This is a genomic window from Paenibacillus shenyangensis (genome assembly GCF_000346635.1).
In the GTDB taxonomy this organism is placed as follows: domain Bacteria; phylum Bacillota; class Bacilli; order Paenibacillales; family Paenibacillaceae; genus Saccharibacillus; species Saccharibacillus dauci.
The window spans coordinates 205298-224342 of the sequence record NZ_AOIG01000005.1 but is presented as its reverse complement, the minus strand read 5'-3'; the positions used below and the strand labels follow the sequence as shown (position 1 = coordinate 224342).

17 protein-coding genes are annotated in these 19045 nt (G+C 47.1%); 14 read left to right on the top strand and 3 right to left on the bottom strand.

Features of this window, described 5'->3' with window-relative positions; genetic code table 11:
• Positions 1–120 precede the first annotated feature (120 nt).
• Positions 121–735 (top strand): DUF6707 family protein, encoded by a 615-nt coding sequence (locus tag H065_RS0104055; protein WP_017811742.1) that lies wholly within the window; start codon positions 121–123, stop codon positions 733–735.
• Here H065_RS0104055 and H065_RS0104050 read toward each other — a convergent pair.
• A complete protein-coding gene (locus tag H065_RS0104050) occupies positions 728–1261 on the bottom strand; it encodes a hypothetical protein (protein WP_017811741.1) in 534 nt (177 codons plus the stop codon). The two genes, H065_RS0104055 and H065_RS0104050, sit on opposite strands and share 8 nt — an antisense overlap.
• A 49-nt stretch (positions 1262–1310) precedes the next feature.
• Positions 1311–3614, bottom strand: coding sequence for a hypothetical protein (locus H065_RS0104045; RefSeq protein WP_017811740.1), 2304 nt, complete (start codon positions 3612–3614; stop codon positions 1311–1313).
• Between the two features lie 253 nt (positions 3615–3867).
• Between H065_RS0104045 and H065_RS0104040 the strand changes: the two genes are divergently transcribed.
• The 7 genes from H065_RS0104040 to H065_RS0104010 all read left to right on the top strand — a co-directional run bounded on the left by H065_RS0104040 (position 3868) and on the right by H065_RS0104010 (position 10756).
• Positions 3868–4365, top strand: a complete 498-nt coding sequence (locus H065_RS0104040; protein ID WP_017811739.1) for a HEAT repeat domain-containing protein — start codon at positions 3868–3870, stop codon at positions 4363–4365.
• A gap of 80 nt (positions 4366–4445) precedes the next feature.
• Positions 4446–4709, top strand: coding sequence for a NifU N-terminal domain-containing protein (locus tag H065_RS0104035; RefSeq protein ID WP_017811738.1), 264 nt, complete (start codon positions 4446–4448; stop codon positions 4707–4709).
• A 330-nt stretch (positions 4710–5039) separates the two neighbouring features.
• A complete protein-coding gene (locus H065_RS0104030) occupies positions 5040–5999 on the top strand; it encodes an MraY family glycosyltransferase (protein WP_017811737.1) in 960 nt (319 codons plus the stop codon).
• Between the two features lie 294 nt (positions 6000–6293).
• Positions 6294–6818 carry a hypothetical protein gene (locus H065_RS0104025; RefSeq protein ID WP_017811736.1) on the top strand — a complete coding sequence of 175 codons (525 nt, stop codon included), beginning with the start codon at positions 6294–6296 and terminating at the stop codon, positions 6816–6818.
• Positions 6819–7086: 268 nt separating this feature from the next.
• A complete protein-coding gene (locus tag H065_RS0104020; protein WP_017811735.1) occupies positions 7087–7950 on the top strand; it encodes a DUF4261 domain-containing protein in 864 nt (287 codons plus the stop codon).
• Between the two features lie 176 nt (positions 7951–8126).
• Entirely contained in the window at positions 8127–9395 is a 1269-nt protein-coding gene (locus tag H065_RS0104015; RefSeq protein ID WP_017811734.1) for a PQQ-binding-like beta-propeller repeat protein, read from the top strand.
• Between the two features lie 161 nt (positions 9396–9556).
• The gene (locus tag H065_RS0104010; RefSeq protein ID WP_238557877.1) at positions 9557–10756 is read left to right on the top strand and encodes a hypothetical protein; all 1200 of its coding nucleotides are present in this window, start codon (positions 9557–9559) and stop codon (positions 10754–10756) included.
• Between the two features lie 173 nt (positions 10757–10929).
• Here the strand turns inward: H065_RS0104010 and H065_RS0104005 are convergent, their stop codons facing one another.
• Positions 10930–12432: an MFS transporter gene (locus H065_RS0104005; RefSeq protein ID WP_017811732.1), complete on the bottom strand. Its 1503-nt coding sequence runs from the start codon at positions 12430–12432 to the stop codon at positions 10930–10932.
• A gap of 357 nt (positions 12433–12789) precedes the next feature.
• Here H065_RS0104005 and H065_RS0103995 point away from each other — a divergent pair, with 357 nt between their 5' ends.
• From H065_RS0103995 to H065_RS0103970, 6 genes are all read left to right on the top strand, one after another.
• Positions 12790–13212 carry a MarR family winged helix-turn-helix transcriptional regulator gene (locus H065_RS0103995; protein ID WP_017811730.1) on the top strand — a complete coding sequence of 141 codons (423 nt, stop codon included), beginning with the start codon at positions 12790–12792 and terminating at the stop codon, positions 13210–13212.
• 609 nt (positions 13213–13821) lie between these two features.
• Entirely contained in the window at positions 13822–15831 is a 2010-nt protein-coding gene (gene treP / locus H065_RS0103990) for a PTS system trehalose-specific EIIBC component (protein ID WP_017811729.1), read from the top strand.
• A 288-nt stretch (positions 15832–16119) separates the two neighbouring features.
• Complete coding sequence (locus H065_RS25190) at positions 16120–16326, top strand: helix-turn-helix transcriptional regulator (protein ID WP_017811728.1); 207 nt, start codon at positions 16120–16122, stop codon at positions 16324–16326.
• Positions 16327–16381: 55 nt separating this feature from the next.
• A complete protein-coding gene (locus tag H065_RS25185; protein ID WP_017811727.1) occupies positions 16382–17491 on the top strand; it encodes an SAF domain-containing protein in 1110 nt (369 codons plus the stop codon).
• Between the two features lie 12 nt (positions 17492–17503).
• Positions 17504–18223 carry a hypothetical protein gene (locus tag H065_RS0103975; RefSeq protein ID WP_017811726.1) on the top strand — a complete coding sequence of 240 codons (720 nt, stop codon included), beginning with the start codon at positions 17504–17506 and terminating at the stop codon, positions 18221–18223.
• Positions 18211–19041: a CpaE/TadZ family protein gene (locus H065_RS0103970; protein WP_017811725.1), complete on the top strand. Its 831-nt coding sequence runs from the start codon at positions 18211–18213 to the stop codon at positions 19039–19041. Before H065_RS0103975 ends, H065_RS0103970 begins: the two co-directional genes overlap by 13 nt.
• The last annotated feature ends 4 nt before the right edge of the window (positions 19042–19045 follow it).

Sequence of the window (19045 nt, the reverse complement as noted above, 5' to 3'; positions counted from 1 at the left end):
GCATCATGATCAGGCAGCAAAAGCATTCTCTTGATCCCTAGGACAAGAAACTGCCGAACAGGACAGGCTATTGTATAATGAACAGCAGTATCGTTATATAGCCAAGGAGGAATACTATTCATGAAGCTCAAAGATGCTCTAGCCATTATCCGTGACAATGCCGAGGCTGCCGATTATCTGGCTAAGATTCCTGCCCGTTCCAGACGAACAGCCAAAGGAGAACTGGAAGCGTATGTCCGATTGGGTTGGCTGCTATATGCACTCGATAAGACGGATATCGCTCGCCCGATTGTAGAGCCGCTAACCAGCGTTCCTTTTGAGAATAATTATGATTACTGGACCTGGATCGAATATGCCTTGATTCTGCAGGCGGAGTTGTCCACCGGACAGGAGCAGGGAAAAGCGATCCGCGAGCAGGCTGTAGCTGCTGTAGAACAAGCTGTACAGACAGGAGAAACCGCAGTCGTACAGGTAAAACAAAAAGTGCAGAGCCGCTTCCTGAAAGGAGAGACTCTGCACACAGATTATATCGAAAAAGCGGTCCAGCACCAGGATGAAGTCGCTGAAGCGAACGCAAGATTGCTGCATCTAATAGATCTGAGCAAGTTGTCCATGCTGGGCGGTTCCGCCGAATATCCGGCAGAACAGGCGGCGCGTGAAGCAGCAGCGCAGCAATCGCGTATACGCGAAATTACTGATCGGCATGGATGGATAGAGCTCGATCCGTTCAAATAGAGATACCATTCATCCACTTCAGCCAGTGCTTCAGATCAACAAATTGCTGCTCCTGCTGACTGTAATATCGCCATACCTGTGGTTCGGCAGTCTCTTCCGGCCAGACCAGCAGAGTATAATCCCCATTCTCTTCATTCATTACGGACAGGACAGATAGCTGCTCATCCGGGTAAAGGGCAGGGGCACTGCCTTCCCGGTGCTCCCGCATCATGGTAATCCATTCACGAAAATGAGGTTGGTGCAGCAGTTCGCTCATCTGTACAGGGTCCAGCAGATGCTCGCCCAGATCCTGCCAACTGCCGGCATAGCTGAATCGCTCTCGCAGCTGGGAGCTGACCGGCTGCTGCACTTCCCTGTTCAGTGTCGGAATATGATCCACTATGATGCCGGGCGCGATTTTCAGCCGGATATGGCTTCGTGCTTCCATTTCGATCATGCCTGTAGCTACCAGTTCCTGTACCTTCTCTTCCATGCGTGCAGGGAATCGGATTTTGTACTGATCCAGCAGTTGCGATATGGACTGCATAGGGCGTTTCCTCCTGTCGTGTGCCGAGATGGTCATATTTCATTTTCTGCTATTCCGCCGAAGCATATTTTACAATGACGGCTTCGCGTCTTTGCTCATTATAGGCAATCCACAGCTCGTCACCTTCCATTACCCCGTAGAGCGGCTCAATCGACTGCTCGATTCGGTATTCCACATCTTTGCGCTCAGCGATGATCGTAGCAAGCGGCCGCTCGCCGGTCGTCCCATGGAACTGCACGGAGCGTACAATCGCGCTGCCCTGACGACCGCGTAGCAGTTCCGCTTCCCGTTCGTATTCTGCGAGTTTGACGCTGACCGGAATCTGAATACCCGGCTGTAATTCTTCGATCATATGCTGGGGAACAAATTGACTGTTCAAGCGGGTCACACTGCCATGTGCACTTTCCGTGACCAGCTCCAGCAGCATGAGCTGGCGACCATCGATATGAACCGGATACTTTTGCAAATGGATCAGCCGCCCTTGGAGCGCGGTATGATCTTGTTTGCGATACACAGTCGACTCACCATAGCGGAACATACGCGTCGTCCCGCCAATATGCAGCAGGGTAGCAATATCGCCTATCCGGTAAAGGAACCCCGGAGATTGAACAACAGGCACACGGTAGGACTGGCCTGCAGCTTCGAAATGAAGCAGTAATGCTTCTCCACGGTTGACCGGTCCGTAGCTGTCGATCTTCCGCAACATGGCGGATGGAATCGTCTCCGGTTCATCGGAGGGCAGATTATTGTTTTGCCTGTCATTTTCGGTCACGAACAGAGCCTTGCCGGTCACCGGATTGTAGCTGATCATGACCGGATCGCCGCTTTTTGGCATATTCAGATAAGAGACAACCTGGCGAATCTCGGTCTGTTCGCTGCGTCCTTCATGAGTAAACCCTACCAGGAACCGGATCAGCGGCTGATCATTGATACGGGTGCCTGTTTCTTCCATGGACAATATTTTGGCCTGCAACAGTATGCCCTGCTCTAGTTGTTTGCGTCTTCGCAGGGTCAGGATCTTGATCAGTACAGGCACGATCAGGAACATGATGACCGTAATGAACAGCCAGACCAGCCAGTTGATAATCAGGGCATTCCATTCCTTCACGTAACTGATAAAGCTCTGTACAGAAGGACGCTGATCAGCGGCTGTCAGTGCAGTATTTTGCTGCCAGCTGGTTACTTCATCTGTAGTTAGCAGGTTGACGTTTCCTTTACTGGTATCGATCATGCCGGCAGAGTGATCGATATAGGAATAATACAGGAGCGATTGACCAGACGGCTTGTAGAAATGCAGATCATGGCTGGTCAGATCATCGACCCCTAGCGAGCCGAGCAGTTTGGTAACATTGGTGAATTGACGGGACTGCTCGTTATAGATGTAGCCGGTGCGGGTTCCTTTGACCGGGTCTTTGGCTGTTGATCCGGCGATCAGTACTTCCTCATCGTTCAATAGGAACATGCGGGCAGCATAGACCGGTTTGGGTGTGGACAGTAGCCGGATTTTGTCATCGTTATTGTTGTATGCATATACCTGCTCCGGATAATCGGTCTCTACAGCCAGATGGGTAGATGTAGAACCTCCGAAGTGCTTGCGGAACTGCGTCTGGGCATGGTCTTCGGCATCAAACGGCTCATCCCGTTCGGGGTGGTAATATACATCCAATTGGTTGTTATCGTCCAGTATGCCGCTGATATAGGCTTTCGTCTTATCGGCGAGAGTAACTTCAAACATGGGAATCATGCCCGGTTCATCCCATACACTGGAGGTGTCCGTAATTGTAGTTGGACGCTGTCCCTGGAAATAAGAGCCGTCATTCAGATCAATGTAATGCAGCTGTCCATTATGAATCTGCGCATAAAATGCCTTCGGAGCCGGGTCAGCCGAAGCATTAAAGAAGATCAGACGTCCGCGCCACTCGCGGGTACTCCATTCCAGATAGTCGTCAATTTTGCTGGAACGATTATAGATTTGTTGCGGTTGTTCCTTACTGTTGATACGATACGCCAGCAGATTCTCGTTGGCATCTTTGACAGCGAGGATCAGATCGTCCTGCTGATAACTGGCCGCCGTTTGTTTGAACATATCGGAAGGCAACTGGAGCGTGCCTTCGTAGCGGTGACTATCCGCATCATATGTATAAGCGACGATATGATCATTTCCCGGCCTATCCGTAATTCCGATAACCGTATGACCCTGATCAGCGAAAAAAACATCCTTTACCTGATCAATCCTCGCACTAGCAGGGGCCTCATTGAGTTGTCCTGTGTAATCTCTCCATACCATCACACTGAGTAAAATGACTGGAAACAGAAAAATAAGACTGGTTGCAGCGGAAAATACTTTTTTCATTTACATTCTCCTCGGATAAAGTGAAATATCGGGTAATACGTTATGTACATATTCGTTATAAACGTCCCTATAAATGTAACATACCTGCCAGTCATCTTGCTAAAGCGTCCTCAAGAAGTATGGATAACAAGGAATTTGACCGAATCGGGACATAGATTGTATATTCCGAGAGCGGTCCGGTTATATATATGTTAGTATAGAAGCTGGATAAGAACATGTCCGTACAAAGAAGTACAGAGGAGACCTGAATATTTTGACAACTGAAGACCATTCCAATACACAATATGAACTGCCCGAGAACTATAATGAACTAAAAAAAGCAGCCCACCGTACAGCAGACTGGCAGCAACGCCTGCATGCTGCACAGGAGCTTGGACAATATGATCTGCCGCCTGTTATTGATCTGCTGCAGCATCTGATGAACCACGATCCGGTAACGGCTGTACGTGTAGAAGCCCACAAGCAGCTGCGAGGTCTCGGCCAGGATGTACAATTGCCGGAACGTCACAATACCGAGCTGTTCAACCATATGACCAAGACACTGATCCGTATCAAAAAAAGCCTCCCGCGTGAGCATACGTACGAGGATTTCAAAGACAAGCTGAACAAAATGCGTGCCGATATCTACAATGCCTATGAAGGCGAAAAAGGGGAAGAGTTCGATAGCTGGCTGCGCGGCAGATGGGAATCCCTGGATCTGACTCGCAATCCGAAAAAAACACCCAAGACCAATACACGTACGGAAAAGTAATAACCACTGAATACACATTGCCGAAAGCAGGCAGCACTGCTGCTTTGTATATACTATTCCCTTTGTAAAGGAGCTTAACTATGGCTATTCAAATTAATGTTCAGACAACGCCTAACCCGAATTCCGTCAAAATCAATGCAGATCGTGCCATTTTCGAAGGAACAGGCAGTACTTCCGTCAAAGCCGGTGATAGCATAGATCATGCTATTGCACAGGCACTCGTTAATATCGATGGTGTCGATAACATCTTTGGTATGCGTGACTTTGTAACAGTCAGCAAACTGCCTGATGCGAGCTGGGATGAAATCATGCCTCAGGTAGAGAAAATTTTCGAAGAAGCGTAATTCCAATCGGTATCTATACCGTGAGGATAGCTCTGTTATGACCTATAGCTTCACTTTGAAACCGGCCTCCTGCAGGAGCGCCGGTTTTTTTGTGCTTGAATCTGAAGAAGACAAGGGAATCGGAGAGAATATAGCTATCTATAGATGTGCTTCCTGTGGTAGCAGCCAATTATGACAAAAATATCAGTTTTGCCGCTATTGTAATGATATTGGTTTAGGCGTATATGTTATCTTAACTGAAATCTTTCGCACCGTGACATAAGCAGGATCACCCGGAAAAGGATAGCAACAGAGATGTATCTAATCACATACCGATCATAAGGAGGAACCATGCCGTACATTGCTGCTTTTATTGTGTCGTTTGTGTTTGTGCTGATCACGATTCCCCTGCTGCGCAAATGGGCGATTCGGCTTGATTTTGTAGATAAACCAAGACCGGATAGCGAACGCAAGCTGCACCGGGAGCCTATACCGCTAATGGCGGGAATTGCTTTGTTTGGCGGCTTCGCAATCTCGTACATATTATTTATGGATGCGGGTCTGTGGAAAATGACAGCTGTTATGGTAGGATCGCTGCTCGTACTGGGTATCGGCTTGATAGATGACTGGTACAAAGTGAGCCGCCGTGAATTTCCGGCGCTGCCGAAAATGATCGTACAGCTGGGAGCAGCGCTAATTATTTATATGGCAGGGATTCGCTTCTCCGGGTTCTCGAACCCTTTTAATGATCAATATATTCTGCTGCCGGACTGGCTGCAACTCGTGCTGACACTGCTCTGGATTTTTGGTGTGACTACTGTCATCAACTTTAGTGACGGGATGGATGGACTGGCAGGCAGTCTGGCAACGATCTCGGCGGTAACACTGTTCATCGTCGCAATGACGCAGGGACAGGGTGGATCGGCAGTAATGGCGATCAGTCTGGTGGGAGTAGGACTGGCTTACTTGCGTTACAATAAGCCACCTGCCAAAGTATATATGGGTGATTCGGGAGCGACCTTCCTCGGATTTGTTCTGGCGATTATCGCACTGGATGGCGCATTCAAGCAGGCGACACTGCTGTCGCTATTTGTTCCGATCCTGGCGCTGGGCGTGCCTATTTTTGATAATATCTTCGTAGTCATCAAGCGCATGATGAATGGCAAACCAATCTATGAAGCCGATGCGACGCAGATTCATTATCGCTTGCTGTCGAGTGGGCTGAATCAGCAGCAGGTACTGCTCGTATTGTGCCTGATCAGCGTTTGTCTGAGTCTATCTTCGATTATTCTCATACTGCTGCCTGTGTAATAGAATAGGCAGATTATGCAGTAAAAGCTTCTTCCTGAGGGAAGGAGCTTTTTTGTAGTTAACATTTTATTATTATCTATAAATTACAATATATACATAATTTAGCAGATGAGGTATTGTGAAAGAAGGACATATCGAAAGGGGGAAGATTATAGAGGAGTCTGTTATTTTGTTATCCAGCAAGCTGTGAAGGTATTGTGAGCGATGCAGCATCCTGCCTGAAGTCAGCATGATCATACATATATATGCTGCGAGTATTATCGTTATCCGCATTACACATTCAGGAGGGAATTTATGAGAAAAGCAATGTTGTATTTGCTGTCCGTAATGATGCTGTTGCTGCTGATTACGCCTTCATCTACAAGAGCTGCTGCGGAAGATAATGTATCTTCTAATGTCTATTCGGCGGCTGATTTGCCAACCATTTCATCGCAATCTGCTCCGACAGTAAATTCGGAAGGTGCATCCCCTTCGGAATGGCGGCGCTATTATTACTACACCATGCTGCTCAATGTGGAAGACGGATTTGGATTCGGAGATGACCCGAACCTGACTCATGGTCAGACGCTGACTAATACGCTGCCTGCCATGATCAAGGCAGAGACTGGCCGTGATGTCGTATTTTACGACTTTGATGCCTTTTGGGACAAAGACGGACGACGTTTATTCCTCATCTATATGATGGTATACGATGAGAAAATTCCGGATGTGGTCAAATTGCGTACTCGTCTGAATACAATGAAATGGTATTCTGATATGTTTCCGGTATACGAAGGTAAGCCTCTGGTAGAGCGATTCTCGTATGCTCCACGTTGGTAGCAGCAAATATACCAGCAGAATGATTGTATTTAAAAGTAGGAATCGTTCTTTTGGATAAAGGACAGTGACTGATAAAGTACATGTCATTACGGTCTATACTCAATAATCCAGCCAGCAAAAGCCTTTCTTCGGAAAGGCTTTTTGGCATGGTAGGAAAATGCTTCCTTTACTGTTAAACTGGTAAAGAAGAACATGGCTGGAAGAAGTACAGCTGGACGCGAACAGCAGCAGGATACATATATTATTTCAAAATAAGGAGTGCTGAATAATGGGAATTTTCGATATGTTTCGTAAAAAAAAGAAAGATCCTGTGCAGCAGGAGAGTAACCATCGTGCCGATGTAGAAGTGCAGGCTGCCAATACTCCACGAGCCGCTGTCGATCCGGGAAGTGACACTCCCGAGCCGGCAAGTATGCTGCTTGGATTTGCGCTACTAAGCAGCACCGAGTATGATGCCGAGCAATTGGTACGGACGATGCAGACCGATTGGGGCATTCAGGTGGATGGGCTGGAAGCCGGTGAGAATATGGTTTTTGAACTGGGAGATATGAATATTGCGGTCGCCTATATGCCGGGACCCATTCCGAATCAGGAAGTCGAATCCAACTGCAAATACAATGTATTGTGGCCGGAGGCGGAGCAGGTTGTCGCTACCCACCAGGCACACGTCATCATTACCGTTATGGGTATCACCGATCCGCTGATTGGTCATGCATTATTTACACAGATTACGAGCAGTGTGTTGAAGCTCGATAACGCGATTGCCTACTATGCTCCACCTATGGTCATGTCAGCAGAATCCTATATGGAGAGCGCCCGGATGCTCCAGGATCAGGAGCTGCCTGTTCAGTTATGGGTATTCCTCGGTCTATACCGGAGCGAGGACGGCGGCAGCTCTTCCTATACGGTAGGGTTGAAGCATTTTGGCAAGGATGAGATCGAGATTGTAGATTCCAGTGAAGAGATGGCGGATGTATTTGAATTTACGCTGAATATTGTGAGCTATGTGGTAGGAAGCGACGTGACATTCCGCGATGGCGAGACGATTGGATTTACAGCCGATCACAAGCTGCAGCTGACCCGTTCTCCGGCAGTTGCGATGGATGGCTACAGTATGAAGATTGGATACTGATGCAATTGTCGTAACTTATACTACAATCTCTGTCATTGTAGAATTTGCTGTATATAAAGGGCTGCTTTATCCCGCGAGGGATAGTGCGGTCTTTTTAACATAAAATGTCTGCTCTTATCGGTTTATGCAACCGATATACATACAAGTGTGTTTAATACAATTGAAGGAGCATGACAATGGTTAAATGGATAGAGCGGTTCATAGGTACAGCAATCATTTTGAGTCTGTTAGCGACAATGGATTCCACAATTATGTATGCGGATGATAGTAATACAGCAGCTTCGGAGTCAGCATCACCGCAGTCCCTGCTTGAGCAATCGATCAAGTCAGTGAAGTTGGCAAATCCAACCGGAAAGCTGAATCCGGCGAGTTACCAGATGCAGTTTGTAAAAGATTCAAAAGAGTTTCCCGCTATCGATTCGATATTTCCCGACCGATCAGGGGAACATATTATCATTGTGTACGATCTTCATGATTATGTGTACAAAAATGGTGAGTTTACAAATAATACAATTAAAGTAGCATCCATTCAGGCGAAAGACGGCAAAAAAGTATGGGATACCGTTATCGGTAAAAAGCAGTTTAGTCAGAGTATTTACAGTGTACAGTCCAATGGAGAAATCTTTTTGACTACAGAAGATAAAAGCCATTTTTATCTACATACCATTGATGAGAAAACAGGCAAGATTACAAGAACGATTTCACAGCCACATCCATCCAAGCCCACGTTTCTGGCATGGGATTACTGGTTGGTCGATAATAACCAGCTACTTGTGTCCTACGAAGTAAACAATCAATCGACTCTTCGTTATTTTGACGCTGCTGGTAAATTACTTCGGACGCGTACCATTCCCGGTATTGTTCGTAGTGCGCAGGCAGATCGTATTCTTGTGACAAACGGAGATGTTTTTCGCTATACACTAAGTGTGCAGGATGCCAAGGGAAATACAATATTCAAAAAATCAATTGCAGATCAAGGGTTTTTCTGGAATGCATATTTGCTGCCTGATCAATCGGTAGCTGTTGAAAGTCAGATTAATGGGAAAGCCAAACAGAAAGATCGGTTTCAATTAATTAAATATAATGCCAGAGGAGAAAAACAGTGGCAGCATACCATATGGGATGAATATTCTCCCTATTTGCCAAATGGAAATCAAATGATGGCTTTTCTTCGAGTGCAAAAAAAAGTGATTTTTCTGAATGATCAGGGAAAAGCAATTCATCCGATGTTCGGAAGTGAAGATGGATGGATGGGTTTAAGAAATAAAGAGATTTATTTTACTGGAAATATTACACGTATTGCTGATGCCAAAACGATGAAATGGCTAATGGAAATGGAGTATGAAGGGGATAAACCGCAAGTAGCCTGGCTGGGCAAGCAGCAATTAGCGATTTACGATGGCAAAAACGATGTGATTGCTGTTATCCGTATTAAAGGTAAGTAAGCAGATAGAGTCAACGAACTAATGGAAATAATAATTGTGTTCATCTATTTCTTCAGCCGATATACTTGAAGTTATACGACTGAAAATGAAGGAGCAAGATAATGGCTACATGGTTAAGGCGTTTGGTATACACAGGATTGGTTTTGAGTATGTTAGGAACCATGGAATCAACGACTCTGCATGCAGACCAGAGCAGTGCGGTGGCTTCGGAGTCTTCATCTTCTCAAGCCACACTTGAGAATTCGATCCAATCGGTAAGGCTTGCCGGCCAAAAGGGAAAACTGAACGCGGCGAGTTATCAAGTTCAATTTGCAAAAGACTCCAAAGATTTTTTCTTTATTCATACGATGTCGCCTGATCGCTCAGGAAAACATCTTATTATTATGTACCAAACCGAAGATGAATTTTTTGCGTCGGGCAAGGATGAGCATGAGGGATTTAGACTAGCATCTATCCAGATCAAAGACGGCAAAAAAGTGTGGGAAACGATTATCGATAATGAGCGTCCACATGATGGTGTATATGGTGTCGAATCCAATGGAGAGATGTTTGTAGCTGGAGAAGATAAGGATACGTTTTATCTACATACCATTAATGAGAAAACAGGCAAGATCACCAGAACAGTCAAACAGCCTCATTCATCTGACTCCACCTTTGAGTTATGGAAGTACTGGCTGATGGATAACAATCAGTTGGTCTTCTCCTATTCGACCAACAATAAATCTACGCTTCGGTATTTTGATCCAGCCGGGAAATTGCTCAAAACACGCACAATTTCCGGAACGGTCTGGGATGCAGAGAAGGATCGTATTGTAGTTACAGACGGGAATTTCTTGCGCTATACGCTGAGTGTGCAGGATCATCAAGGGAAGTATACTTTTAAAAAATCGATTGTTAACAAAGATTATTCATTATTCGTCTATTTGCTGCCGGATCTATCGGTAGCGATTGAGAGCGGTATGCCGGTTAAAGGTGGATATGCATGCCGATTAACCAAGTACGATGCCAAAGGCAAGAAGCAGTGGCAGCATGCAATGACAAGTTCGAACTTCCCTTATAAGGAAAAAGGAAATCGGATCCTATCGATTCATGAAAGCTCCAACAAAGTATTTTTCCTGAATGATCAAGGAAAAGAAACCAATCCGTTGGTAGGAAGCGGAACGATCAATTTGTCTGCAAAGGAAATTTACTTTGAGGGTAAGACTACACGTATTGCCGATGCCCAAACGATGAAGTGGTTAGCTGAATTGCAGTACAAGGGCGAGGAAGAACCACGAGTGTCCTGGCTGGGCAAGCAGCAATTAGCGATTTACGATGGCAAAAACGATGTCATTGCGGTTATCCGTATTAAGAATAAATAATCAAGCTGTATAGATATACAGGATAAATTTGAGTATCAACAAAATACTGAAAAAGAGCAATGCGCCAGATTAACTCACGGCGATTGCTCTTTTTGTTTGATGTGAATAAAATCAACTTTCGTTCCATGTCTCAAGCTGAGAAAGAACGTGGGAGGTATATCTATCGAAAAGAATTATTTCCCGTCAGCTCCGCTTGCAGTCATCCGCGGCTTGGACTCATCCGAATGATCCCCTGTGATCCGGCGCGAGTGCAGCATACGCCAGCCGGTTAATAGTGCCGCGATCAGGCAAATGCTCGCCGAGACTACAAACACAATATGCATACCTGCAAGGAAAATATCCGGACGACCCGGAATCAGCCCGGTGACCCGGTAGCCTGCCTCCTTGCTCATCACACCAAACAAGGTACTGGTAGCCACGGTGATACCGACGACCATCCCGATATTACGTATCAGGGAGTTTACACTGCCGGCAATGCCCAGCTGTGTTTTGGCAATGCGGGACATGATCAGCGAATTGTTTGGTGACTGGAACATGCCGGTACCAATCCCCAGCATCGCCACCCACGTACCGACAATCGGGATTGGGCTACCTTCATGCAGCCGTGCCAATCCGAACTGGGCAATGACCATCACAATCAGTCCGGAAAAGGTCAGTATTTCCGAGCCGATCCGGTCTGACAGCGCGCCGCTCATTGGAGCGATAACAACCATCATAATCGGAAACAGCATCAGCAAAAATCCGGCATGAAACGGCGACAGATTCAAAATGCTCTGTGTATAAAATGGCGCGATAATATTAAAGCAAAAGTTCGATACAAATACGAGAAAGCCACACAGAATACCCAGCGAAAACAGCGGATTACGAAACAATTCCAGCTTCAGTAGCGGCTCCGGCTTGCGCGTCTCCACCCACAAAAATACACCAAGCAGTACGGCAGCGAAGACAAGCGAGCTTACAATACGCATATCTGCATAACCCAGCTGTTGTCCCAGCAGAAGTCCGGCGAACAGGAACAGGATAAAGCCTGTAAATAGCCCAGTGCCTGCTTTATCAATCCGTGCGCCGGTTTTTACAATATCCGCCGGGAGCATTTTCCATCCAAATGCAATAGCGATAATCCCTATTGGCACATTGACCCAGAAAATGGATTGCCAGCCGAGTGTAGATAATATCACTCCACCCAGACTGGGACCGGCAATACTGCCCAACGATACAAAGGTACCGACGAGTCCCAGCGCTTTGCCGCGTTCGGTGGGTGGGAAAATATCTGTCACAATCCCCTGGCTGTTCGCCATTGTCATCGATGCGCCAATCGCCTGAATAACGCGCGAGACCAAGAGAAAGGTCAAACTGGTGCTGAATCCGCATAGCAGTGATCCGATCAGGAAAATAAGCATTCCCAGTTTGAAAATTTTGATTTTACCGATACTGTCCCCGAGTTTGCCAAAAAATAAAATAGCAGCACAGATCGCCATCAGGTAAATAGTTGTTACCCATTCAGTCTGCGCTACCGGAAGTCCCAGCGAATGGGATATGGTCGGCAGCGCGATATTTACAATACTCCCATCCAGAGTGGACATAAAGGTAAATAAATTCATCACAATCAGGATAACCCAGCGTCTGCGCTGAATCTCGGGGTCATCCTGATACGTTTTACGTGAAGGAGAATCCATCAATAGTGAACACCTCGTCTGTTATATAATAAGTGCCAGAGGAATACCAGTGTACGATCCGATATCTATATCATCACGATCGCTGCAACCAGTAGAACAAGTCGAGTATATAACCACATAGTTGCATCTGCAACTAATTTATTTTTTCGGAATCTGTTCCTTATCGTTTGTATACACATCATCATGAAATTCCGTTAAAATTAATATATCCATCTTCCGACGAACTAATCGATTTGATAGCGATTACAGTCGGATTAATCACATTGCAGATTGTATATAGACAGGTGCAGCTCATCCAGGGCTGCAATCAGGAATATATTATCCGGATCTTTATCCGGTTGAAGTAGGTGCACAGGCATGAAAAGAGATTCGATTGGCAAGCTGATCTCCTATATTAACCGTCTTAACCAGAAAAATCTGGCTCGCAGCTTCAAAGAGTATGATATTGGCAGCGGAGGACACCACAGTTACCTCAAAGCCATTTTACAAAGACCGGGCGTTAATCAGGATCAGCTGACTACCGACCTCAAATTTGACAAGGCGACGACAGCCCGTTCGGTGCGGCAGCTGGAGGAAGCTGGTTATATTGAACGGCGCACCGATCCAAATGACCGGCGTGCCTATCTGCTGTACCCGACTGAAAGGGCCAAGGCATTCGAACCAATGCTGCATGAGATTCTGCAGGATGCCAATGCACAGCTTACCCGCAACCTGTCGACAGAGGAAAAGGAACAACTCTGGCAGTTGCTGAACAAAATATATCATAATAATAATGAGTGAACCTCAACATATATGCACATTCAGGCAGCCTCTGATTTCTGGCTGCAATGGTAATATATCTCTGCATATCATTCCTGTACGCATAATATGAATCCGTTAACGATTAGGCAGCCTTTTGAGGCTGTCTTTTTGCTATGTCGGTATGAGGGGGGAGAAGCGAAAGAACAGTACGATTAATTAAGATGTTAAGCAGAAAAGGATAAACAGATGTCAGACGAAGTCTCTGGTTATTGCACGAATTAATTTTGAAAATAAAGCAGAATACCACCATGAAATACGCCTGTATCCACAGTGAATAAGAGCAGACCACAGCAGCAAACGCGCGGGTTCTATTCATAAGTACGGATATAAATTCAAAGGAATTGAGTCGGCAGCAGCAGGAATGTGGTAAGTATCTAATAATGGCCACTACATAAGAGGAAGGAAGTGACGCCCGGGCAAGACCGAACAGCACGGCTATAATCAGCAAGATCAGGATAAGAACAAGGATAAGGATTCACCGCTGCACATTGAATGGACAGCATACATGAGGAGCACAATGTCATAACTACACATAAGAGACACCACAGAATACACAGATGATATGCAGTTTACAGAGGAGTGAAATAAATGGCAGTCGACAGAAAACAGGTAGAAGATATTATCGCTGCGATTGGCGGCAAAGATAATATCGATACGGCATCACACTGTGTAACCCGTCTTCGTTTTGCCTTGCATGATGAAGATCTGGTCGATAAGGATGCACTCGATCAGAATGATCTGGTCAAAGGCCAGTTCTCGACCGGCGGACAATATCAGATTGTTATCGGCCCGGGTGTAGTCAATACCGTATACGATGAGTTGATAACGATTACAGGAGCAAGCCGCGCTTCCAAGGACGATGTGAAGCGTGCCGCCAGCAAAAAGCAAAACCCGCTTCAGCGTGCGATCAAGACGCTGTCGGATATCTTTATCCCTCTGCTGCCCGCGATCGTAACGGCAGGTTTGCTGCTCGGGATTAACAATATCCTGACCGGTCCGGGGATTTTCTTTACCGGTAAATCACTGGTAGAAGTGTATCCACAGTGGACCGACTTTGCTTCGATTATCAATACGATTGCCAGTACCGCATTTACTTTCCTGCCGGCATTGATTGGTTGGTCGGCGGTCACAAGGTTTGGCGGGAATCCGCTGCTGGGTGTTGTACTCGGGCTGATTCTCGTTCATCCGGACCTGCTGAATGCCAATAATTATGCCAAAGCAGTGACCGAAGGAACCGTACCGGTCTGGAATTTATTTGGCTGGGAAGTCAACAAGATCGGTTACCAGGGGCAGGTACTGCCTGTACTCGTATCCGCTTATGTACTGGCCAAGATCGAGAAATTCTTGAATCAGAAAATACCGGATGCCTTCAAGTTGCTGCTGGTGGCGCCGATTACGCTGCTGGTGACAGGCTTCCTGGCCTTTACGGTAATCGGACCTGTGACCTTTGCAATCGGTAATGCGATCACAACAGGACTGATTTATGTCTTCAATCTGGCACCGGCTCTGGGCGGATTGATCTATGGTGGATTATATGCGCCGCTCGTCATTACCGGGATGCATCATACTTTCCTGGCAATCGATGTACAGCTGATCGGTGCACAGGGCGGAACGTTCCTCTGGCCGATGCTGGCACTGTCCAATATCGCCCAGGGTGCAGGCGCACTGGCAATGCTGCTTGTGCTCAAGGATCAAAAAGTCAAAGGTCTGGCCGTCACATCATCGGTGTCCGCTTTTCTCGGGGTTACCGAGCCTGCGATCTTTGGTGTTAATATCCGTTATAAATACCCGTTCGTATTCGGGATGATCAGTTCGGCAATTGCGGGTGTGCTCGTATCGATCAATGGTGTTATGGCATCTTCGGTCGGCGTCGGCGGGATTCCCGGCTTCCTCTCCATTTTCCCGGAAAATTGGGGTGTATTCTTTATCGGGATGGCGATTGTGCTGGTCGTGCCTTTCACATTGACCGTACTGTATGGACGCTTTATGAACAAGCGTCAGCAAAATGCAGCCGACGACAGTGATAATAACAGCACCATTCCGGCTGCGGGAACTACAGCCAAAAGTCCAACAGGTGGAGCGGCATCACAGTCTGCTGCATCAGCCGCACAGCCTGCAACTTCGGATCTGACGGTGCTGGAAGTTACGGCGCCCGTTCAGGGAAAAGTTGTACCACTCGAATCCGTACCCGATCCTGCTTTTGCGGAGCGACAGATGGGACAGGGGATTGCAGTCGAACCGTCTGAAGGCAAGATCTATGCACCGTTCAGCGGCAAAGTAATTCATATTATGATGAACAGCAAGCATGCGCTGATTATGGAACATGCTTCCGGTGTACAGATTCTGATCCATGTTGGCGTAGACACCGTCTCGCTCAAAGGGGAAGGATTTACACTGCGGGTAGAACAGGGTCATGAGGTGGAGCAGGGTCAGCTGCTGATGGAGTTTGACCGCGATCTGATCCGTAAAGCTGGTTATGCGGTGATTACGCCAGTGATCGTAATGGATGGTCAGGATATGGTGCAATCAGTAGAAGAGTTACCAGGCGAAGCATCGGATCTGAACTATACGGCAATGAAGATTCATTTGAACGGATAAGTAAGGATCGGCTGTTTAACCAAGCAAGAATGATCTGTTATAGTCTAAAAGGCGCGCTTTTAAAGGCGTCTTTTTCTTTTCAGAGAGTATTATTGAATCTTTAGACTTATTCTATATAATTCAAAAGTCACAAAAAAATATCAAAATTCATTGACAAGCTGTAGAGCCTTCATATAAGATGGCTGTATAAATAAACAGTTCTTGTCAAAGCGAAGCACGCTTAATGTCCTTAGGGGCATTTTGCGTGCTTTTTTTGTTGTTCATTTACCTGGAAGGGAGCAAGCGCATTTGAGCATATCTCTAAATGATGCCGAGCAGCTGGCCGTAGCACGGAGACGGAAGAAGCTGTCTCAGGGGCAGCTGGCTGAGCTGATTGGATCATACCAGACACGAATCAGTCGCCTGGAGAATTCACGCAATAAGCCTACTGCCGAAGAGCAGATATTAATCGAAAAAGTGCTGGAGACCAGCATCTGGTCGACTGCCGGATCATGAAGCTGTCTGTCCGCAGTCTACCGCCTAGAGCCAACTATTAAGGAGTGTTACAGACGTGTCCATCATTCGTTTTCGTATGAAAAGCAAGATCTATGCCGGACTGATCGGCGGATTAATCGTCGCTATTCTGGCTTCGGCAGGATACATATTTCTGATCAATCATCAGGCGAATCAGCTCAAAGAAGTCAAACAGCAGTACGAAATCCAGTTGAGTCAATCCCAGCAGCAGTTAGCCCGGCAGCAGGCTGTATCCAGCAAAATCGTCGTGACGACCGCCGACCTGAAAGCAGGCGACCGGATACAGAAACAGAATATTGCTGTTGCCTTTGTATCCAAACAGGGAGCACCTGCCAATGCCGTCACCGACCCCAGTCAATTAATTGGCAAAATTGTCAAAATCAATATTGGCAAATCAACCCCGCTCACTTCATCGATGGTCTATGCCGAGGAAGCGACGCCGCGCGATTTGCGTAGCAAGGAATACAGTGTGGTGCAGCTGCCCACCAAATTGCAGCAGGGAGATTTTGTTGATGTACGTATCGGGTTCCCGAACGGTAACGATTATATAGTCTTATCCAAGAAAAAAGTTGAGGATCTGGCCGGTACCACCGTCTGGTATAACATTAATGAATCCGAGATTCTGGCGATGAGCAGCGCAATTGTGGATGCCTATTTGCAGGGTGCCCGGCTGTATGCTATCTCTTACGCCGACCCTTATATGCAGGACAAAGCGATTCCGAATTATCCGGCGAATCGTGATGTTATCAACCTGATCCAGTCCGATCCGAATGTGCTGGAGAAAGCCACATTGCTGCTGAGCAGAGCAGCACGGGAGACGCTCGATAACAGCCTGAGTCGCATGAGTGAAGCGGACAAAGCCAAGCTGGGCAGCAGACGTTCTGCTTCTGCACCTGCCAATGAACCACAATCAGCAGCACCAATGACCGAAACAGCTGATCAGCTGAATGCGCAGACTCCGGCGCAAAATGCACCTGTAGCAGCAGGCAATCCGGAGCCGGTCACTGATCCGGCAGCAGTACCTGCCGCCGATGTGACGCCGGATACACCGATTGTCTCACCGGTTGAACCTGCCGCCAGTCATTCATCACCTGCTACGACAGAGCAGAAGACAGCGGATGTTTTTGAACAGCCGCTTGTTAAATAAAGGAGGATCACCATGAACTACACGCTATTTCTGGGATCGACAGATATTAGTGATCTGCTGATCTACCTGAGCAAGTTTTTGCAGACCGCCGGTAAACGGGTGCTCTTGGCAGATGCCAGCGCCGAAGGATTTATCCGCTATAATACGCCGATTCTTCACACCGGTACGGGTGTGTCGGAATATGACCAGTTTGATATCGGCTATCAGTTTACCGATTTCCAGAGCATGAAGGAGCAGCTGGAAATCACGCAGGCATATGATCATACGATCGTATTTTGTTCTACGCCTGATTTTATTGGAGAGAAGGACTGGGAAGAATTTGATCAGCGCTTTATTGCCATTTCTTCCGAGAGACGCTCCCTTGAGAAGACTGCTGAACTGCTGGAAGATATGTTGGGGCAGCGAGAGGAACATCTGCCACGAATCGGGTTTGTACGGCTATTTGTCCAGCAGGTAGATAACGGACTGGCAGAAGATTATCTGGAACAGCTGTTATGCAATCTGCCGCTCCGGTTCGAGGAACAGTCGTTCATTGTGCCTTTTGATGAGATGGATTATATGCAGAAGATTATGAATCAGAACAGCAGCAGTATTAGCATCAAGCGCATTTCCAGGGAGTTCCGTACTGTTATCCAGGAAATTGCAGGCAGTGTCTCCCAGCTGAACCACAGTGAACTCAAAGTCTATGCCAAAAAACTATCGCGGAGGAGCCAGCCGGTATGGGGAATGTAATTGCTTTTTGGAGTCCATATCACGGACAGACGGGTAGCTCTTCGAATATGGTAGCCACTGCGGCTGTGATGGCGATGGATTATGTCAGTCATATACTGACTGCGCACACACACTACGGGATATCCATGGTCGAAAATGCCTTTTTGCGTAGTTGGCGAGGAACAGGCAGCGGGTCTGCCAGCTATTCTGCTCAGGGAATCGATTCGCTGGAGACGCTGGCCCGCTCCAAGCAACTGAGTTCATCAGTGATCAAGGATTATGCAGTACCTGTATTCAGCGGTTCTCTTGATGTACTGGCTGGTACGCAGAAGCCGGAGGAAGATTTGTTTCTGAAGATGCACGAGGTGACCGACTCGATCTGCCAGTCTGCTCGAAGTGCCTATGACCTGACTATGATCGATGTGACCAGCGGCACCCGCAATGTACTGACTAATGCCGTACTGGAATCAGCCGATATAGTTGTCGTTTCCCTGAACCAGAACATGGCGCTACTGCGGGAGTTTTTTGATCATCCGCCTGCTGTTCTGGAGGGGAAGACATTCATTATAGTGCTGGGACAGTATGATGCGGGTTCCCGGCTGACACTTACCAATATCAGACGTCTGTTCAAAACGCGAATTCCCATGTTCGCGGTTCCGCATAACAGCGGCTATATGGATGCTTGCAATGAACAGAAGGTCGTCGAATTTTTCCTGAAACGCAAGCATATCCAGGCCGCCCAGCCGGACTATGCATTTATGCAGGAGATCCGCAGGCTGACCCGGGGGATCTATCAGAGTCTTGCGATTGATCCCAATATGTATGAAAAGGAGGCGTAGGGCG

Bases quoted from the DNA above. Each gene is read 5' to 3' on its own strand.
- H065_RS0104050 (WP_017811741.1), bottom strand. From the start codon at position 1,261: ATGCAGTCCATATCGCAACTGCTGGATCAGTACAAAATCCGATTCCCT.
- H065_RS0104035 (WP_017811738.1), top strand. From the start codon at position 4,446: ATGGCTATTCAAATTAATGTTCAGACAACGCCTAACCCGAATTCCGTC.
- treP (WP_017811729.1), top strand. From the start codon at position 13,822: ATGGCAGTCGACAGAAAACAGGTAGAAGATATTATCGCTGCGATTGGC.
- H065_RS0104020 (WP_017811735.1), top strand. From the start codon at position 7,087: ATGGGAATTTTCGATATGTTTCGTAAAAAAAAGAAAGATCCTGTGCAG.
- H065_RS0104055 (WP_017811742.1), top strand. From the start codon at position 121: ATGAAGCTCAAAGATGCTCTAGCCATTATCCGTGACAATGCCGAGGCT.
- H065_RS0103970 (WP_017811725.1), top strand. From the start codon at position 18,211: ATGGGGAATGTAATTGCTTTTTGGAGTCCATATCACGGACAGACGGGT.
- H065_RS0103975 (WP_017811726.1), top strand. From the start codon at position 17,504: ATGAACTACACGCTATTTCTGGGATCGACAGATATTAGTGATCTGCTG.
- H065_RS0104030 (WP_017811737.1), top strand. From the start codon at position 5,040: ATGCCGTACATTGCTGCTTTTATTGTGTCGTTTGTGTTTGTGCTGATC.
- H065_RS0103995 (WP_017811730.1), top strand. From the start codon at position 12,790: ATGAAAAGAGATTCGATTGGCAAGCTGATCTCCTATATTAACCGTCTT.
- H065_RS0104015 (WP_017811734.1), top strand. From the start codon at position 8,127: ATGGTTAAATGGATAGAGCGGTTCATAGGTACAGCAATCATTTTGAGT.
- H065_RS0104010 (WP_238557877.1), top strand. From the start codon at position 9,557: ATGGAATCAACGACTCTGCATGCAGACCAGAGCAGTGCGGTGGCTTCG.
- H065_RS0104005 (WP_017811732.1), bottom strand. From the start codon at position 12,432: ATGGATTCTCCTTCACGTAAAACGTATCAGGATGACCCCGAGATTCAG.
- H065_RS0104025 (WP_017811736.1), top strand. From the start codon at position 6,294: ATGAGAAAAGCAATGTTGTATTTGCTGTCCGTAATGATGCTGTTGCTG.
- H065_RS0104045 (WP_017811740.1), bottom strand. From the start codon at position 3,614: ATGAAAAAAGTATTTTCCGCTGCAACCAGTCTTATTTTTCTGTTTCCA.